This window comes from Ralstonia sp. UNC404CL21Col (assembly GCF_000620465.1).
GTDB lineage: Bacteria > Pseudomonadota > Gammaproteobacteria > Burkholderiales > Burkholderiaceae > Ralstonia > Ralstonia flatus.
Genome location: NZ_JIBE01000003.1, coordinates 475,119 through 493,246, shown reverse-complemented (window position 1 = coordinate 493,246; position 18,128 = coordinate 475,119). Strand labels below are relative to the sequence as shown.

Sequence of the window (18,128 nt, the reverse complement as noted above, 5' to 3'; positions counted from 1 at the left end):
ACGGCCCTCGGGAATACCCCAATGCCGTTCATGATGTATATACAACAACATATCGATCAAAGCGATGTTGTCTGTATGTGAATTCGGGTCCGCTCGACGCGTGCGTCCAGCCCGGCACCGCACCGACAGCCTCGCGGACATAAAGAGGAGACAGTTTGGAACACCTTCAACGCAACCTGCGCGCGCGGCATATCCGCTTTCTCGCGCTCGGTTCGGCCATCGGCACGGGCCTTTTCTACGGCTCTGCTTCTGCCATCCAGCTGGCCGGTCCGGCCGTGATCCTCGCGTACATCATCGGCGGCGCGGCCGTCTACATGGTCATGCGCGCGCTCGGCGAGATGGCGGTGCGCCAGCCGGTTTCCGGCTCCTTCGGGCGCTATGCGCGCGACAACCTCGGCCCGCTCGCCGGCTTTCTCACCGGCTGGACGTACATCCTCGAAATGGTGATCGTCTGCCTGGCCGACGTGACCGCCTTCGGCATCTACATGGGCTTCTGGTTTCCCGAGGTCCCGCAATGGATCTGGGTGCTCGGTATCGTCATGCTCATCTGCGGCCTGAACCTCTGCAACGTCAAGGTGTTCGGCGAGATGGAATTCTGGCTCGCGCTGATCAAGATCGTGGCGATCGGCGCCATGATCGTCGGCGGCACCGTCATCCTGTTCCTGGGCGTAAAGATGAACGGCGAGCATGCGTCGGGCCTGAGCAATCTCTGGTCGCACGGCGGTTTCCTGCCGCACGGCGTGGGCGGCCTCCTGGCGTCGTTTGCCGTGGTGATGTTTGCGTATGGCGGCGTCGAGATCATCGGTATCACCGGCGGCGAGGCGCAGAACCCCGACAAGGTCATCCCGAAGGCCATCAATGCCGTGCCGGCGCGCATCCTGTTGTTCTACGTGCTGACAATGTGCGTGCTGATGGCGATCTTCCCGTGGACGGGCATCGACGGCCAGGGCAGCCCGTTCGTGCAGATCTTCTCGGGGCTGGGCATCCAGTCTGCGGCGGCAATCCTGAACCTCATCGTCATTTCGGCTGCCATCTCGGCCATCAACAGCAACATCTTCGGCGCGGGCCGGATGATGTACGGCATGGCCGAGCAGGGCCAGGCGCCGCGCATCTTTGCAGCCACGTCGCGCCACGGTGTGCCCTGGGTGACGGTGCTGTTCATGGCTGGCGCGCTGCTGTGCGGCGTGGTGCTGAACTACCTGATTCCCGAGAACGTCTTCGTGATCATCGCGTCGATCGCCACGTTCGCCACCGTGTGGGTTTGGCTGATGATCCTGCTGTCGCAGGTTGCGATGCGCCGTCGCCTGTCGGCGGAAGAAGTGCGGGCGCTCAAGTTCAAGGTGCCGCTGTGGCCCGTGGGGCCGGCCCTTGCCATCGCGTTCATGCTCTTCGTGATCGGCGTGCTGGGCACGATGGAAGACACCCGCGTGGCGCTGTACGTGGGCGCAGGCTGGGTGCTGCTCATGTCGGCCGCATGGTATCTGCGCGTGAAGCCCAACGCAGCGGCCGTTCTGGCGGAAGAGGCCAGCGGGGCGTGAGCCCGGCCCGCCCCGCAAATAAAAAGACGAGTTTCGGAGACAACCCATGTCGAACCACACCTCTGCGCCGTCGTACGCCGGCCGCGCCGGCACACAGGCGACCGGCCACGCGCAACCGCTGTCACGCACGCGGGCCATTGCGGCCATCACCATCGGCAACGGCCTGGAGTTCTATGACTTCGTGGTCTACAGCTTCTTCGCCACGCTGATCGGCCGGCTGTACTTTCCCGTCGGCAACGCGACCGGCCAGTTGCTGATGTCGTTCGCCACCTTCGGCGTGGGTTTCCTGATGCGTCCGCTCGGCGGTCTGCTGATCGGCATGTACGCCGATCGCGCAGGCCGCAAGCCCGCCGTGGCGCTCACGTTGTGGCTGATGGGCCTGTCATCGCTCGTCTTTGTCGTCACGCCCACCTACGCCCAGATCGGCATCCTCGCGCCCATGCTCGTCGTGCTGGCGCGGCTGGTGCAGGGCTTTGCCATCGGCGGCGAGATGGGTGCTTCGACTGCGTTGCTGCTGGAATACGCCGACGACCGCTCGCGCGGCTTCTATACGAGCTGGCAGCCGTTCAGCCAGGGGCTGGCCGCACTGTTCGGCGCGCTGGTCGGCCTGCTGCTGAGCAACGTACTGGCGCCCGCGGCGCTGGAGTCGTGGGGCTGGCGCCTGGCGTTCGTCATCGGCATTCTCGTCATCCCGGTCGGCCTGATCATCCGCCGCCGTCTGGAGGAAACCGCCGCACCGCCCAGCACGCGCGAAGCCGACGCCACGCTGCCGTTGCTGCGCGAACACCGTCGTGCGCTGGTCGCCAGCATCCTGCTGATGATCGGCGTGGCGTCGTCCACGTACATCATCGTCTACTACCTCAGCAACTACGCTGTGAGCGTGCTGCACATGCCGCTGTCGCTGGGGATCTGGGCGGCGTGCATTGCGGCGCTGGTGCAGGTGGTGCTGTCGCCGTTCGCCGGCCGGCTGGCCGACCGCGTCGGGCGCCGCAAGGTCGTGCTGTGGTCGCGCGTTGCACTGCTCGCGATGATCTATCCGGCCTTCGCACTCATCAACGCAGACCCATCGCTCGCCCGCTTGCTGATCGTGGTCGGCTGCCTGTCGGTGCCGATGTCGATGACCTCGCCGGCGTCGATGGTGCTGGTGAGCGAGGTGCTGCCGCAGCGGCTGCGCGCCACGGGGCTGTCGATCGCCTACTGCGTAGCCATCGCCATCTTTGGCGGCTTCGCGCAGTTCTTCTCGACCGAGCTGATCCACCTCACGGGCAACGCCAACGCGCCGGCGTTCTACGTGATCGGCTGCGGCCTCGTCTCGCTGATCGGGCTGGCGATGGTGCCCGAGACGCTCGGCCGCCGCCTGTCGTAACGCTCAGTCCACCCCGACGAAACCGCCGGTCTGGTGCGCCCACAGCCGCGCATACAGGCCGCCGTGTTCCAGCAGCTCCGCGTGCGTGCCGCTCTCGACGATGCGCCCGCCATCGAGCACGACCAGCCGGTCCATGCGCGCGATGGTCGAGAGCCGGTGCGCGATGGCAATCACGGTCTTGCCCTGCATCAGCGTTTCCAGGCTTTCCTGGATGGCGGCTTCCACTTCCGAATCCAGCGCGGACGTGGCTTCGTCCAGGATCAGGATCGGCGCGTCCTTGAGCAGCACGCGCGCAATCGCGATGCGCTGCCGCTGACCGCCCGAGAGCTTCACCCCGCGTTCACCCACCAGCGCATCAAAGCCGCGTCGCCCTTGCACATCGGATAGCTGCGGGATGAACTCGTCGGCGCGCGCACGATGCACGGCCTGCATCAACTCGGCCTCGGTGCTGTCGGGTTTGCCGTAGCGCAGGTTGTCGCGAATGGAGCGGTGCAGCAGCGACGTGTCCTGCGTGACCATGCCGATCTGCTCGCGCAGGCTCTCTTGCGTCACCGCTGCAATGTCCTGACCGTCGACGAGAATCCGGCCGCGCTCCACGTCGTACAGGCGCAGCAGCAGATTCACCAGCGTCGATTTGCCCGCACCGGACGGGCCAACCAGGCCGATCCGTTCGCCGGGGCGCACCACGAGATCCAGCCCTTCGATCACGCCGCTGCCCTTGCCGTAGTGAAAGCCGACGTGCTCGAAGCGCACTTCGCCCCGCGTCACGTGCAGCGGCTTGGCATCGGGCTGGTCGATCACGGCGCGCGGCAGCGCGATGGTCTGCATGCCGTCCTGCACCTGCCCGACGTTTTCAAAGATGCCGTTCACTACCCACATGATCCAGCCCGACATGTTGTTGATGCGGATCACCAGCCCCGTGGTCAGCGCAATGGTGCCGGCGCTCACACGGCCCTCGCTCCACAGCCACAGCGCGAGCGCCGATGTGCCGACAATCAGCAGGCCGTTCATGGCCGTGATGGTGAAATCCATGCCGCTGATCATGCGGCCGGACAGGCGCGTCTTGTCCGTCTGCTCGGCCATGGCGTCGCGCGCATAGCTTTCTTCGTGCTGCGTATGCGCGAACAGCTTGAGGGTGGTGATGTTGGTGTAGCCGTCAACGATGCGGCCCATCAGCTTGGAACGCGACTCCGTGGCGATGACCGATCGCGCCTTCACGCGTGGCACGAAGTAGCTCAGGGCTGCGACGTAGCAGCCAATCCACACCAGCAGCGGTACCACGAGCCACCAGTCGGCCCTGGCGAACAGCACCATCGCGCTGATCGCGTAGATCACCACATGCCAGAGCGCGTCCACGGATTGCACGGCGGAATCGCGCAGTGAAAAACCGGTCTGCATGATGCGCTGGGCAATGCGGCCGGCAAAGTCGTTCTGGAAGAACGTCAGGCTCTGTTTGAGCACGTAGCGGTGGTTCTGCCAGCGGATCAGGTTCGACAGGTTGGGGTTGATGACCTGATGCACGAGCACGTCGTGCAGCCCAAAGATGACCGGCCGCGCGATCAACGCCACAAAGGCCATCCACAGCAGCTCGTTGCGGTGGCGGCCAAAGAACGCGGGGCCGGGTGTCGCCTGGATCATGTCGACGATGCGGCCCAGGAAGTCGAACAGCGCGACTTCAATCAGCGCACCCAGCAGCCCCACGACCAGCAGGAACGCAAAGACGCCGCGCACTTCGCGCAGGAAGTAGGCGTAGAAGCGCCAGACATTGGCCGGAGGCTGTGTGTCGGGCAGGGGACGGAACGGATCAATGAGCTTTTCCAGGCGGCGCAGCAGCATGTCGGGTCGGGGGGAAGAGGAGACCGACGCCCCAGGGCGGGACGTGCGCGGAAGAGCTGCCCATGATACGCGCGTGAAAGTGCCCATGTTGGCGGGGTGGCTTACGGCGTGCAGGACTCGGCGATCGGCGTTCAGAACGCCATGCGTGAGGTTTTGAACTCGACGATTGGGGTTCCGAACGCCACGCGTGGGGTTGTTGAACTCCGCGATTGGGGTTCAGAACGCGACGTGTGAGGTTTTGAACCCGGCGGTTGGCGTTCAGGACGCGACGCGTGAGGTTTTGGACCCGGCGGTTGGGGTTCGGAACGCGACGTGTGGGGTTGTCGAACCCGGCGATTGGGGTTCGAAACTCGACACGAGAGGTTTTGGACTCTGCTGCTGGAGTTCGGAACCCGGCGTGCGAGGCTTTTCGCTCGACGTGTCGGCTTCGCATGAAAAAAGCCGCTCGATTGAGCGGCTTTCGGGTTCTGTCGGGAGCGGGGGCTCAGTGCACCACCATCCGCGTGAACGGCTCCACATAGGCCTGCAGGGTAATCATCAGCCCCACCAGGAAGGCCAGGGCCAGCGAGTGGAAGAACACGTAGCGCAGGATGTCGCCCTCGTGGCCGTACCACTTGGTGGCGGTGGACGCCACGACGATGGACTGCGCGTCGATCATCTTGCCCATCACGCCGCCCGAGCTGTTGGCCGCCGACATGAGGATCGGCGACAGGCCAAGCTGCTCGGCCGTGGTCTTCTGCAGGCCCCCGAACAGCACGTTCGATGCCGTGTCCGAGCCGGTCAGCGCCACGCCCAGCCAGCCCAACATCGTGCCGAATAGCGGATACAGCACGCCCGTATGGGCGAAGGCCAGGCCTAGCGTTGCGTCCAAGCCGGAGTAGCGCGTCAGGTAGCCGATGCCGAACATCGCGCAGATCGTCAGCAGCGAATAGCGCGTCAGCTTGATGGTGTTCCAGTACTCCTTCGCCATGCGCGGCAGCGAGTAGCCCATCAGCAGGCCGCCCACGATGGCCGACACCAGGATGCCCGTGCCCGCCATCGACAGCACGTTGAAGTTGAACACCGCGCCTTCGGCAATCACCTTGGGCACCACCGGCGGGCCCTTGAGCACCATCTTGTCCAGGCCCGGGATGGCGAACTTGAATGCCCAGAGGCCGTCGGCAAATGCCTTGAATTGCGGTACGCCCCAGATGAAGACGAACACCGTCAGGATCACCCAGGGCAGCCATGCCTGCACGCGCGTGATCTTGCCGTTGGTGCCGGTGGTGGCTTCGCGCGCCTCGGCGGCGGCTTCGGGGTCGACGCGGGAGTTGTCCTCGCGGTTGCGCAGGGCGGTCGACGTCCAGATCGTCTTGGGCTTCCACACCTTCAGGAACAGCGTGAGTGTGCCCATCGACACCAACGCCGCAATCACGTCCACCAGCCACGGGCCGTGGAAGTTCGACACCAGGAACTGCGGAATCGCAAACGACACGCCCGCCACCAGGATCGCCGGCCAAATCTGCAGCATGCCGCGGAAACCCGCGAACGCCCAGATCAGCCAGAACGGCACCAGCACCGAGAAGAACGGCAGCTGGCGGCCGACCATGGCCGAGAGCTGCAGCAAGTCCAGCCCCGTAACGGAAGCCAGGCCGATCAGCGGAGCGCCCAGCGCGCCGTAGGCCACCGGCGCGGTGTTGGCAATCAGGGCCAGGCCCGACGCGGCCAGCGGCGAGAAGCCCAGGCCGATCAGGATGGCGCCCGTCACCGCCACCGGCGTGCCGAAGCCCGCCGCGCCTTCGAAGAACGCGCCAAAGCTGAACGCCACCAGCAGCAGTTGCAGGCGGCGGTCTTCGGTAATGCCGGAAATGGAACTCTGCAAGACCTTGAACGACCCGTTCAAGGTGGTGAGCCGATGCAGGAAGATGATGTTGAGGACAATCCAGCCGATCGGGAACAGGCCCGAGACGATGCCAAGGCCCGCAGCCTTGCCGGCCATTGTGGTCGGCATGCCGAACACGAACGAGGCGATGCCCACCCCGACAATCAGCGCCAGGCCGGCGGCCAGATGCGCCTGCATATGGAAGAACGCCAGCGAGCACAGCAGCACCGCCACCGGTATCCCGGCTGCGATGGTCGACCACACGGCGCTGCCGAGCGGGTCATAGACTTGATTCCACATCTTGATCTCCTCCTGTTTGGGCGTTTCAGTTCTTCTCGATACCGAACGTCTTCTGTTGCCCCTTTTTTAAGAGGCAACCGCGGATTGTAGGAACAAGCGTGTCCGGGTCCGGGCAATATTCTGTCACTTTCGCCCTGAAAAGTATTCATCGGCGCCCGTGCGTGAGTTGGCGCGGCGCAAGCAATTGCACCGGGTAAATCCGGGTTGTGGAATCATTGCGCCTGCAGCGCAGCCCACCCACCCCCGACCCACTCCAATTCGCCCTCCATTCATGGCTTTTCTGACGGCCTTCCTGTCTCGCCGCCGCGGCGCCCGATTGGCTGCCGCTGTGGTCACTGCGTTTGTGGCATTGGCGACGCTGTCGCCTGTCGTGCATGGCCAGACTGCGGCAGCCCCAACGCAGGCGAACACCGAATCGACGCGGCCGCGTATCGGCCTGGTGCTGTCGGGCGGCGGGGCGCGCGGCTATGCGCATATTGGCGTGCTGAAGATGCTGGAGCGCATGCGCGTTCCCGTGGATGTGATTGCCGCCACGAGCATGGGCGCCGTGGTGGGCGGCCTGTACGCCAGCGGCATGCGTGCGGACGCGCTGGAGCAGAAGCTCTCGCAGGTGGACCTGAGCGACATCGCCTTCGATCGCAACGATCGGGCCAAGCTGCCGCAGTCGCTGCGCGAAGATGACTTCCAGTATCCGATCGGCCTGTCCGCCGGCTATGGCGACGGCAGGCTCAAGCTGCCGGCCGGGCTGGTGCAGGGCAACCGCCTGCTGGCGCTGCTCAAGAACTGGACGGCGCAGTGGCCCGACAACATCGACTTCTCGCGCCTGCCGATTCCGTTCAAGGCCATGGCGACGGATCTGGCCACGGGCGACGGGGTGATTCTCGACCACGGCTCGCTGCCGCTGGCCATGCGCGCCAGCATGGCGGTGCCGGGCCTGTTTGCCCCCATCGAGGTGGGCGGGCGCACGCTGGTGGATGGCGGCCTGGTGAGCAACCTGCCTGTGCAGCTCGCGCGCGACATGGGCGCAGACATCATCATCGCCGTCAATATCGGGTCGGACTTGCAGCGGCCTGAAGACCTGGCCTCGCCGGCCGCGGTGACGCAGCAGATGATCACCATCCTCGTCGGCCAGAACGTGCGGGCGCAAAAGGCGCTGCTGCGCGGCAAGGATGTGCTGATCGAGCCGCAGCTCTCGGAGCTTTCGTTCACGGATTTCGCCAAGGGCCCGCAGGGGGTGCTGCAGGGGGAGCGCGCGGCGCAGGGCGTCGAGGCGAAGCTCGCGGCGTTGTCGCTGTCGCCGCAGGCGTATGCCGCGTACCGCACCGCCCATGAGCCGCAGGGCACGTTGGTGGCGGGCGCGCGCATCGACGCCATTGATGTGACCACCAGCGGCCGTGTACCGCCTGCGCGTGTGCGCCAGTTGGTCAAGGTGCGCGAAGGCGACGCGTATGACGCCGAGGCGCTGAATCGCGAACTGTCGGCGCTGGCCACCACGGGCGACTTCGAAACCGTCACGCAGCAGCTGGTGGAACAGAACGGCGTGCATACGTTGAAGATCGATGCGCATGAAAAGTCCTGGGGCAACCAGTTCTTCCTGTTCGGGCTGGGCATGTCGACCAACTTCGACGGGCGCGGCGCGTTCAACGTCAATCTCGGTCATCGGTATCCGTGGCTCACGCAGAGCGGGCTGGAATGGCGCAATGACATCGTGCTCGGCAGCAACCGGGCGAGCATCCATACCGAGCTGCGCCAGCCGCTGTGGCAGGCGCGCGGGTTCTACGTGGCGCCGTATGCCGAGTACTCGCGCCGCCGCTCCGATCTCTACTTTGACGACGAGGCGCCGACCAAGGACGCCAAGCCGTTCAACAGCATGACCATGGAAACCGCGCGTGCCGGCGTCGACCTCGGTATCCCGCTCGGCCGCAAGGGCGAACTGCGGCTGGGCGTGAACTACATGAGCAAGAGCGCGGCGTTCAACTATCTGGCGTTGACGGACGAAGGGGCGCTGGATCTGCCGACGCTTCGCGCCAAGCAGCCGGCCTTTCGCGCCCAGTTGACGCTGGACCAACTGGATGACCCGCTGTTTCCGCGCAGCGGCTATTACTTCTACAGCAGCGTGGAAGCGGGCTTCGGTTCGCTCGACAAGAAGTTCAACACGGCCCAGGCCAAGGGCCTGTGGGCGACGAGCTACGGCCGCCACACGTTCAATGTGGCATTGGAAGGGGCTGGCCAGTTTGGCGTCAACAGCCCGACGCGGGAGAACGGCGGCAACACGGGCAACGGCGCCAACGAAGGCTTTTTCCTCGGCGGCTTCCAGCACCTTTCGGCCTACGCGCAGGATCAGTTCAACGGTCAGTACATGCTGTACGGCCGCCTGACCTATCTGTACGACCTGCGCATCGACGATCTGCTCGGCCTGCGCGCGCCGGTGTTCGGCGCCAGCGCGGAGGCCGGCAACGTCTGGCAGCTGCGCAACAACTTCGGCACCGGCCCTTACCTGAAGAGCGGCAGCGTATTCGTCGGCGGCAACAGCCCGATCGGGCCGCTGTACTTCGGTTTTGCGGTGGCGCCGCAGGGCGTGTGGAACGTGTACCTGCAGCTGGGTCGCGTCTTCTGAGCTGACGTTCTGGAACGACATCGGGCGACTGCGGTCTTGCGCGCTTCGTAAGGTCTTGATCAGACTGGGAAATCAATCGGTCAGGTCGCGGCGGATGTGCGTGCTAGCCTTCCGCTTCGCTTCGTTCAAGACCTCGGGCGCGGTCGCGCCCAGCCCCCTTTCTCATGATGTTCTCCGTGTTGTTCCGTCGTTACCGTTCGTCCCGGTGGTTGTTGTGCGCGTGCGCCCTGGCTGTGTTGCAGGCGTGCGGCAAGCATGCGGATGAGGCCGCCAAGCCCGCTGGTCCGCCGGAGGTCGAGTTTGCCGTTGCACAGCGCTCCGATGCGCCGCTGGTGACCGAATTGCCGGGCCGGCTTGAACCGTATCGCACGGCGGAAGTGCGGGCGCGCGTCGACGGCATCGTCCTCAAGCGGGCCTACGAAGAAGGCCAGGTGGTCAAGGCCGGCCAGGTGCTGTTCCGCATCGACCCGGCGCCGCTCAAGGCGCAGGTGGACGCCGCGCAAGGCGCGCTTGCCCGCGCGCAGGCGCAACTCGCCATCGCCCGCGACAAGGCGGCGCGCTACAAGGGCCTGGCCGCCACGCGCGCCGTGAGCGAGCTGGAATATGCCGAAGCGCAAGCCGCGGAGCGCCAGGCCGCCGCAGACGTGGTCTCCAGCCGTGCCGCGCTGGAAACCGCGCAACTGCGCCTGGGCTATGCCACCGTCACGGCCCCGATTGCCGGGCGCTCGCGCCGCGCGCAGGTCACCGAAGGTGCGCTGGTCAAGGAAGACGCTGCCACGCCGCTCACCACCGTCGAGCAGATCGATCCGATCTACGTAGACTTTGCGCAGCCCGCTGCCGAAGTGCTGGCCTTGCAGCGCGCGCTCAAGAAGGGCCAGGCCGCTGCATTGAGCGGCCAGGACATCGGCGTGCAGGTCATCCTGAGCGACGGCGTGGCGTACGAGCGCCCGGGCAGGCTGCTGTTCTCCGACTTGGCGGTGGACCGCGCAACGGACAACGTTTTGATGCGCGCCGTGCTGCCCAACCCCGACGGCCTGCTGCTGCCTGGCATGTACGTGCGCGTGAAGCTTTCGCACGCCGTGCAGCAGGGCGCGGTGACGGTTCCGAAGGGCGCGTTGCAGCGCGACCGCCACGGGGCATCCGTGTTTGTGGTGCAGGCCGACAATACGCTGGCCGTGCGTTCCGTGGCTGCGCAAACGTTGGCCGGTGACCAATGGCTCGTGACGAGCGGGCTGTCCGGCGGAGAGCGCCTCGTCATTCCGGGCATGCAGACGCTGGAAGCGGGCATGGCGGTCAAGCCGGTACCCGCAGCACCGCGTGCTGACACCAAGCCGAAGAAGGGCTGACCATGGCGCGCTTCTTTATCGACCGCCCGGTCTTTGCCTGGGTGATTGCGCTGGCCATCATCCTGGCCGGCGTGCTCGCGCTGCCCAAACTGCCCGTGGCGCAGTACCCGAACATTGCCCCGCCCAATGTCAGCATCTCGGCCAACTATCCGGGCGCGTCGGCGCGCACGGTGGAGAGTGCCGTCACCGCCATCATCGAGCGCGAAATGAACGGCGCGCCGGGGCTGCTGTACATGTCGTCGTCGTCCGATGCGGCGGGCAACGTGTCGATCAACCTGTCGTTCACGCAGGGCACGAGCCCCGATCTTGCGGCGGTGGAGGTGCAGAACCGGCTGAAGATCGTCGAGGAACGTCTGCCTGAGGTCGTGCGCCGCAACGGCATCCGCATCGAGAAGGCGGCCGAGAACTACATGATGTATCTGTCGCTGACGGCCGAGCGTGGCCGCTTTGACGGCATCGACCTGGGCGACCTTGCTTCGTCAGATTTGATTCCGCAGTTGCGTCGCGTGCCGGGCGTTGGCACCGCGCAGTTGTTCGATGCGGAATACGCCATGCGCATCTGGCCCGATGCCGACAAGCTGACCGCATTGGGCCTGACCGCCGGCGACCTGAGCGACGCCGTGCGCCGCTACAACGCGCGCATCACCGTGGGCGAGATCGGCAGCGGCGCCGTGCCGGGCAGCGCACCCATCAACGCGAGCGTCACCGGTGACGATGGGCTGACTACGCCGGATGCATTCGGCCAGATTCCGCTGCGTGCGGACGCGCAGGGCCGCATGGTGTTGCTGCGCGATGTGGCGCGCGTGGAGCTGGGCGGCAGCGATTACCTCTACCTCTCGCGCATGAACGGCAAGCCGGCCACGACCATCGGCATCAAGCTTGCCCCTGGCGCCAACGCCGTGGGCGTGGCCAAGCGCGTGCGCGCGGTGCTGGACGAAGCGCAGGCGCATTTCCCGCCCGGCGTGCGCTACGAGGTGGCGTACGACAGCTCGCGCTTTGTCGGCATCGCCATCGAGCAGGTGGTCAAGACGCTGCTCGAAGCCGTGGTGCTGGTGTTCCTGGTGATGATGCTGTTCATGCAGAACCTGCGCGCGACGCTGATCCCGACGCTGGTGGTGCCGATCGCGCTGCTGGGCACGTTTGCGGTGATGCTGCCGATGGGTTTTTCCATCAACGTGCTGACGCTGTTTGGCCTGGTGCTGGCCATCGGCATCCTCGTCGACGATGCCATCGTGGTGGTGGAAAACGTCGAACGCGTGATGCACGAAGAGGGGCTCTCGCCGCGCGAGGCAACGGCCAAGGCGATGCGGCAGATCAGCGGGGCCATCGTCGGCATCTCGCTGGTGCTGACGGCGGTGTTCGTGCCGATGGCGTTCTTTGGTGGCGCGGTGGGCAATATCTACCGGCAGTTTTCGCTGTCGCTGGCGGTGTCGATGGTGTTTTCGGCCTTCCTGGCACTGACGCTTACGCCAGCGCTTTGCGCGACGCTGCTCAAGCCGGTGCAGGCTGGTCACGGTGCCGAGCGCAAGGGCTTCTTCGGCGCATTCAACCGGGGCTTTGCGCGGTTGACGGCGCGCTACCAAGGCGGCGTTGCCAAGCTGCTGAACCGCACGGGCCGCGCGCTGGTGGCGTACGGCGCCGTTATCGGCGTGGTGGTGCTGCTGTTCACGCAACTGCCGACGGCCTTTCTGCCGGAAGAAGACACCGGCGAGTTCATGACCGTCGTCATGCTGCCGACCGGCGCCACACAGGCGCAAACGCTCGACGTCGTGCGGCAAGCCGAGCAGCACTTCATGACGCAGGAGCCGGCGGTGGCATCCACGCTGGCCATCACGGGCTTCAGCCTGTACGGCAACGGGCAGAACGCGGCCATGCTCTTCCTGACGCTCAAGGACTGGAAGCAACGCAAGGGCGTTGACCAGCACGTCGACGCCGTGGTCGAGCGCGCCAACGCGGCGTTCGGCAAGATCAAGGGCGCGATGGTCATGGCGATGAACTCGCCCGCGCTGCCGGAGCTGGGCAGCAAGCCCGGCTTCGACCTGCGCCTGCAGGACCGCGGAGGCGCCGGCTACGAGCGCCTTGCGCAGGCACGCGACCGCATGCTGGCTGAGGCTGCGAAGCATCCCGCACTGTCGGAAGTCACGTTTGCGGGCCAGGGCGATGCACCGCAGGTGCTGATCGATGTGGACCGCAAGAAGGCGCTGTCGATGGGCGTGTCGATTGATGACATCAACCGCACGCTGGCCGTGATGTTCGGCTCCGATTACGCCGGCGATTTCGTCTACCGCAATCAGGTGCGCCGCGTGATCGTGCAGGCCGACGGCAAGCAGCGCGTCTCGGTCGAGCAGCTTGGCCGCATGCATGTGCGCAATGCGGCTGGGGCGATGGTGCCGCTCTCGGCGTTCACCACGACGAAGTGGATTGTGGGGCCCCTCAAGCTCGATCGCTACAACGGCTTTCCGGCCATGACGATCACCGGCTCGCCCGCGCCGGGTCACAGCTCCGGCGAGGCGATGGCGGCGATGGAGTCGATTGCGCGCGGCCTGCCCGAAGGCTTCGGCTACGAGTGGACGGGGCAGTCGTTCGAGGAGCGGCTGTCGGGTGCGCAGGCGCCGGCGCTGTTTGCGCTGTCGATCCTCGTCGTGTTCCTGTGCCTCGCAGCGCTGTACGAGAGCTGGTCGATTCCGCTGGCAGTCATGCTGGTGGTGCCGCTGGGGGTGCTGGGTGCGCTGCTGGGCGCCACGCTGCGCTTCCTGCCCAACGACATCTATTTCAAGGTCGGGCTTATTGCGACCATCGGCCTGTCGGCCAAGAACGCGATCCTGATCATCGAAGTGGCCAAGGATCTCGTGGCGCAGGGCATGGGCTTGATCGACGCCACGCTGGAGGCTGCGCGCCTGCGCTTCCGGCCGATCGTGATGACGTCGCTGGCGTTTGCCTTTGGCGTCGTGCCGCTGGCGATTGCGACCGGCGCGGCATCGGCCAGCCAGCGCGCCATCGGCACGGGTGTGCTGGGCGGGATCATCGCGGCGACGGTGCTGGCGGTGTTCCTGGTGCCGGTGTTCTTTGTGGTGGTGCGGCGCGTGTTCAAGGGCAGCGAGCGGCAGCGCCGGCTGGACGCGGCGCACGAGCACGAGACTGCGGGGCCGGCGGCCTGATCGGCGTCGTGATCAATCTGCGGCGGCTGGGCTCTTACGCCTGGCCGCTGCGGGGTCGAAACCGAAGAAGCCGAGGACCTCGGCGGCGACCTGATCGCGGTCGTTGTCCACACAGATCATGTGGTAGCTGTTTTCCAGCACCACGCTGCGCGCATGGGGCAGGGTGGCCTGCAGTGTTTGGGCCGAGCGCAGGCTGGTGAGTTCGTCTTCACGGGAATGGATCACCAGCGTCTGGCACTGCGTCTCGGGCGCGCCGGACAGCGCCCAGCGTCGCAGTCGGTCCACCTGCCGAATGCACGCCAGCGGCACCCACGGGTAGTGGAAGCTGTCGCCGCGTGCGAGCTTCGCCTTGATGATCCGACGCAACAGCGGGTTCTTGATGCCGAACGGCTCGTCTTCTTCCACGCGCATGCGCGCCGCCATGCCCGGGATGCGATAGACCAGGTAGCGCAGATCCCGATACCACGGCGTCGACCAGCCATCGATATGGATCGGCGTGGCGAGCAGCGCCAGCCTGTCCTGCGGGCGCGCAATGCCATGCCGAACCCGGTGCGCCAGCACCAGCGCCAGCAATGCGCCCATGCACATCCCAGCGATATGCACGGTGTCGTGCTCGGCGATGAGCTGCTCATACGTTTGCGTGAGCGTTTCAAGCCAGGCCTCGGCGAGCATGTGGATCAGGTCTTCGGGGCGCGTGCCGTGGCCAGGCAAGGTTGGCACGTGCGTGACCGCGCCGGCGTTGCGCAGCGCTTTTTGCAGCACGCCCACGTCGTAGGCCGTGCCGCCCAGACCATGGATCAGCAGCACAGCCGTGCTGCCGGACGCCGATGCGGTCACAGTGCGGTCTCGACCGACCAGGTACCGGTGACGAGCGCCATGTTGCCCACGGCATCCATCAGCGGGCCACCGGTATCCACCACGGTGTGCAGCGTGCCGTCGCGTGCGGTGATGCGCAGCGTCTGGCGGCGCGCGGGCATGGCGGCTCCGTCGTCCAGCGAGGTCTCTCCGAGCCAACGTGCACGCAGCGCGTCGCGATCATCCGGATGCACCAGTTGCAGTACGGTCGAGATCGACGCCATGCTCGCCGCGTCGTGTCCGAAGACGAGGACCACGTCGCCGCCCCAGTCGATGCGGCCGCTGGCCGGGTCGATGGTGTAGACGAGCTGGCCCGATGTTGCCAACGCCAGTTCCGCGCGGTTCTGCCATTGCGCGCTCTGCTCGTGCAGTTGTTCGCGCGTGGTTTTGAGCGCGCTCACCAGCAGCACCAGCAGCGCGGCAATGCCCAGGTACAGCTGCGCTTCCAGCAGCGACTGACCATAGTGGTGATCGAGCACGGCGAATGGGCCGTCGCCCTCGGCGGTTTGCGTCAGCGCCACCAGCGTGAGCAGCAGCACGGCCATGGAGCCGCCGCGGCCGCCCCACAGCAGGGCCACCACCACGGCAAAGAACAGGGGGACGTAGGTCAGCGCAAAGCCGATGCCGTCGCCAAACTTGGCATCGCTGTTGCCATCGAAGATGACGTACGCCGACAGCGCCAGCGCAATCGCGGCCGCCAGGCCCAGCAGGAAATCCGTGCGGTCCGTGCCGCCCGAGCGGAATGCGCGAAAGCGTGACCACGCCGCCAACACCGGCGTGACGATCAGCACGCCCAGGAAATCCGACGCCGCCCAGATGCGCAGCACGTGGCCGAACGCGCCGCCCTGCGACCACGCAAACCATGCCGCCCCGAACAGCGCCCCGAGCAGCGCGCTGACCGCGCCCGCCACCAGCATCGCGCGCACAAAGTACAAGCCTTCGAGCGGTACGCGCGCGAGCCTCACCAGCGCCACGGCCAGGGCCGCGCTCCCGGCTTCGTCGAGCACGAACAACATGGCGTGCGCCGGGTTGGTGTGTTCAATCGCGGCCAGCGCCAGCTGGGCCACGGCAAACGCCGCGCCCAGCCCCGGCCATTCGCGGTACGGCCGCAGCATGAACGCCGCCATGGTCACGCCTGCCGGCAGCCAGATGTATCCCGTCATGTCGACCGGCCCATTCAGCCGGTGCGACACGATGGCGGCAACCAGGTAAAGCGCGCCCCAGAGGATCGTGGCGACGGTGGTGGAAGGTCGGTTCAATGGCATCCGGGTTTCCCTCGGTGAAAACAAAAAACCGCGCCGGCTTGGGTGCCGTGCGCGGTTGGTGATGCTACCGCAACCGGTTTCGGGCGGGCTTAGACGACAGGCAGCGCCAGGACTTCCCGTGCGGCGCGGCGGTCGCGCAACTCGGCCATCCAGCGCTCGAGGTTCGGGCGCGCCGGGCGGTCCATCGGCAGGCCGAGCCAGCGGTGTGTGGCGCAGCCGCAGACGATGTCGGCCATGGTGAAGCGGCGGCCGGCCACGTAGGGCTGCTTGGCCAGCACGGCTTCGAGGACGGCGGTGCTGCGTTCCGCGGCCTGGCGCGAGCGTTCAATGCGCGCGGCGTCGCGCTGGTCTTCCGGCGTACGCACGAGCTGCATGAACGCATCCACCATCGACGGGCTGTACGACGTGGTCTGCCAGTCCATCCACCGGTCGGCATCGGCGCGCTCGTGAAGCTCCAGCGGGTAGAGGTTGCCCGGGCCGTAGCGTGCCGAGAGATAGCGCACGATGGCGTTGGACTCCCACAGCACGAAGCGCGTATCGCCGGCATCGTTCAGGCCGTCTTCGATGACGGGGATCATCCCGTTCGGGTTCATCGCCTTGAATTCCGGCGTGTCGACGCCGCCGAAGGCGCCGCCGACGTCGATGCGCTCATGGTCCAGCGACAGCTCGCGCGCGCACCAGACCACTTTCTGAACGTTGACCGAAGAGAGTCTTCCCCAGATCCGCAGCATCGACGACGGCTCCTTTCTCGAATGGATGAATGGACAGTTAGGTAATTTAGGCGGCCTTCGGCGTGAGCGCAGCGATTTCTGCGCGGATCAGCTCGCCCAGCACGGCGATGCCTTGCTCGATGCGCTCCGGTGCCACCGTCACGAACGCCAGGCGCAGGGTATTGCGACGCGGCGCATTGGCATAGAACGGTGCGCCCGGCACGAACGCCACGTTGCGCGCGACGGCCTTTTCCAGCAGCGACATCGTGTCGATGCCTTCCGGCACTTCCACCCAGATGAACATGCCGCCTTCCGGGCGGTTCCAGTGCACGCCGGCCGGCATGTGGCGCGTGAGCGAGTCGAGCATCGCTTCGCATTGCTTGCCGTAAAGGTTCCGGATGCTGGGGATGTGCGTGTCGAGCAGCCCGGTCTTCAGCACCTCATACGCCACGCGCTGCGTGAAGCTGGGCGTGTGCAGATCCGATGCCTGCTTGGCCTGCACGAGTTTGAAGTGGATATGTTCGGGCGCGATGATGTAGCCCAGGCGCATGCCCGGTGCCAGGATCTTCGAGAACGAGCCCATGTAGACCACGCCGTCCGGATTGAGCGAGCGCAGCGAGGGCAGGGCGTCGCCGGTGTAGCTCAGCTCGCCGTACGGGTCGTCTTCAACGAGGAGCACGCCGAGTTCCTTCGCGCGGGCCACCAGGGCCTGGCGACGGTCCAGCGGCAGGCGGCGGCCAGTCGGGTTCTGGAAGTTCGGGATCGTGTAGAAGAAGCGTGCGCCGGCCGCCAGCTCGGGCGTGAGCGCCTCGGGCAGCAGGCCCTTGTCGTCGGTGGCGATGGACGTATAGCTCGGCTCGAACAGCGAGAACGCCTGCAGCGCGCCGAGGTACGTCGGCGTTTCGACCAGCACCTTGCTTTGCGGGTCGATGAAGATCTTGCCGAGCAGGTCCAGCCCCTGTTGCGAGCCCGTGGTGATGAGCACGCGCGAGGCGGTGGTGCCATGACGCTGGGCGATCCACTCGCGCAGCACCGACAGGCCTTCGGTCGGGGTGTACTGCAGCGAGGCCTGCGGGTTGTCGGCAAACATGCGGGCGCACGCCGCCTGAATCGCTTCGACCGGGAAGGTGACCGGGGCGGGCAGGCCGCCGGCAAACGAAATGACCTCAGGACGTTCGGTGATCTTGAGGATTTCCCGGATCGCCGAGCTGGTGAGTTTCTGAGCGCGGCTGGAGAAGGTACAGGCGGTGTGGTCCATGGTGTGGTCCTAGTGTTG

Annotated in this window: 11 protein-coding genes; 5 read left to right on the top strand and 6 right to left on the bottom strand. The window is 66.1% G+C overall.

Annotated features, from left to right (window positions below; translation table 11 throughout):
• Positions 1–155: 155 nt before the first annotated feature.
• Positions 156–1,538, top strand: coding sequence for an amino acid permease (locus N511_RS0102345; RefSeq protein ID WP_027677827.1), 1,383 nt, complete (start codon positions 156–158; stop codon positions 1,536–1,538).
• A gap of 46 nt (positions 1,539–1,584) precedes the next feature.
• The gene (locus N511_RS0102340; RefSeq protein WP_027677826.1) at positions 1,585–2,904 is read left to right on the top strand and encodes an MFS transporter; all 1,320 of its coding nucleotides are present in this window, start codon (positions 1,585–1,587) and stop codon (positions 2,902–2,904) included.
• Positions 2,905–2,907: 3 nt separating this feature from the next.
• Here the strand turns inward: N511_RS0102340 and N511_RS0102335 are convergent, their stop codons facing one another.
• Positions 2,908–4,740, bottom strand: a complete 1,833-nt coding sequence (locus N511_RS0102335) for an ABC transporter ATP-binding protein (RefSeq protein ID WP_027677825.1) — start codon at positions 4,738–4,740, stop codon at positions 2,908–2,910.
• Between the two features lie 484 nt (positions 4,741–5,224).
• Positions 5,225–6,901 carry an L-lactate permease gene (locus N511_RS0102330; protein WP_027677824.1) on the bottom strand — a complete coding sequence of 559 codons (1,677 nt, stop codon included), beginning with the start codon at positions 6,899–6,901 and terminating at the stop codon, positions 5,225–5,227.
• A gap of 271 nt (positions 6,902–7,172) precedes the next feature.
• Here N511_RS0102330 and N511_RS0102325 point away from each other — a divergent pair, with 271 nt between their 5' ends.
• The 3 genes from N511_RS0102325 (at position 7,173) to N511_RS0102315 (ending at position 14,022) form a co-directional block, all read left to right on the top strand.
• Entirely contained in the window at positions 7,173–9,518 is a 2,346-nt protein-coding gene (locus tag N511_RS0102325; RefSeq protein ID WP_027677823.1) for a patatin-like phospholipase family protein, read from the top strand.
• Positions 9,519–9,682: 164 nt separating this feature from the next.
• A complete protein-coding gene (locus tag N511_RS0102320; protein ID WP_027677822.1) occupies positions 9,683–10,864 on the top strand; it encodes an efflux RND transporter periplasmic adaptor subunit in 1,182 nt (393 codons plus the stop codon).
• Positions 10,865–10,866: 2 nt separating this feature from the next.
• Positions 10,867–14,022, top strand: coding sequence for an efflux RND transporter permease subunit (locus N511_RS0102315; protein ID WP_027677821.1), 3,156 nt, complete (start codon positions 10,867–10,869; stop codon positions 14,020–14,022).
• Positions 14,023–14,034: 12 nt separating this feature from the next.
• Here N511_RS0102315 and N511_RS0102310 read toward each other — a convergent pair whose 3' ends face one another.
• The 4 genes from N511_RS0102310 to N511_RS0102295 form a co-directional block, all read right to left on the bottom strand.
• Positions 14,035–14,859, bottom strand: coding sequence for an alpha/beta hydrolase (locus tag N511_RS0102310; RefSeq protein WP_027677820.1), 825 nt, complete (start codon positions 14,857–14,859; stop codon positions 14,035–14,037).
• A complete protein-coding gene (locus N511_RS0102305; RefSeq protein ID WP_027677819.1) occupies positions 14,856–16,142 on the bottom strand; it encodes an MASE1 domain-containing protein in 1,287 nt (428 codons plus the stop codon). The genes N511_RS0102310 and N511_RS0102305 overlap by 4 nt, the downstream gene beginning before the upstream one ends.
• Before the next feature lie 89 nt (positions 16,143–16,231).
• Positions 16,232–16,873, bottom strand: coding sequence for a glutathione S-transferase family protein (locus tag N511_RS0102300; RefSeq protein WP_027677818.1), 642 nt, complete (start codon positions 16,871–16,873; stop codon positions 16,232–16,234).
• Between the two features lie 46 nt (positions 16,874–16,919).
• On the bottom strand, positions 16,920–18,110 hold the full coding sequence (locus N511_RS0102295) for an aminotransferase-like domain-containing protein (protein WP_027677817.1): 1,191 nt from the start codon (positions 18,108–18,110) through the stop codon (positions 16,920–16,922).
• Between the last annotated feature and the right edge of the window lie 18 nt (positions 18,111–18,128).

Bases quoted from the DNA above. Each gene is read 5' to 3' on its own strand.
- N511_RS0102340 (WP_027677826.1), top strand. From the start codon at position 1,585: ATGTCGAACCACACCTCTGCGCCGTCGTACGCCGGCCGCGCCGGCACA.
- N511_RS0102335 (WP_027677825.1), bottom strand. From the start codon at position 4,740: ATGCTGCTGCGCCGCCTGGAAAAGCTCATTGATCCGTTCCGTCCCCTG.
- N511_RS0102330 (WP_027677824.1), bottom strand. From the start codon at position 6,901: ATGTGGAATCAAGTCTATGACCCGCTCGGCAGCGCCGTGTGGTCGACC.
- N511_RS0102325 (WP_027677823.1), top strand. From the start codon at position 7,173: ATGGCTTTTCTGACGGCCTTCCTGTCTCGCCGCCGCGGCGCCCGATTG.
- N511_RS0102320 (WP_027677822.1), top strand. From the start codon at position 9,683: ATGATGTTCTCCGTGTTGTTCCGTCGTTACCGTTCGTCCCGGTGGTTG.
- N511_RS0102315 (WP_027677821.1), top strand. From the start codon at position 10,867: ATGGCGCGCTTCTTTATCGACCGCCCGGTCTTTGCCTGGGTGATTGCG.
- N511_RS0102305 (WP_027677819.1), bottom strand. From the start codon at position 16,142: ATGCCATTGAACCGACCTTCCACCACCGTCGCCACGATCCTCTGGGGC.
- N511_RS0102300 (WP_027677818.1), bottom strand. From the start codon at position 16,873: ATGCTGCGGATCTGGGGAAGACTCTCTTCGGTCAACGTTCAGAAAGTG.
- N511_RS0102295 (WP_027677817.1), bottom strand. From the start codon at position 18,110: ATGGACCACACCGCCTGTACCTTCTCCAGCCGCGCTCAGAAACTCACC.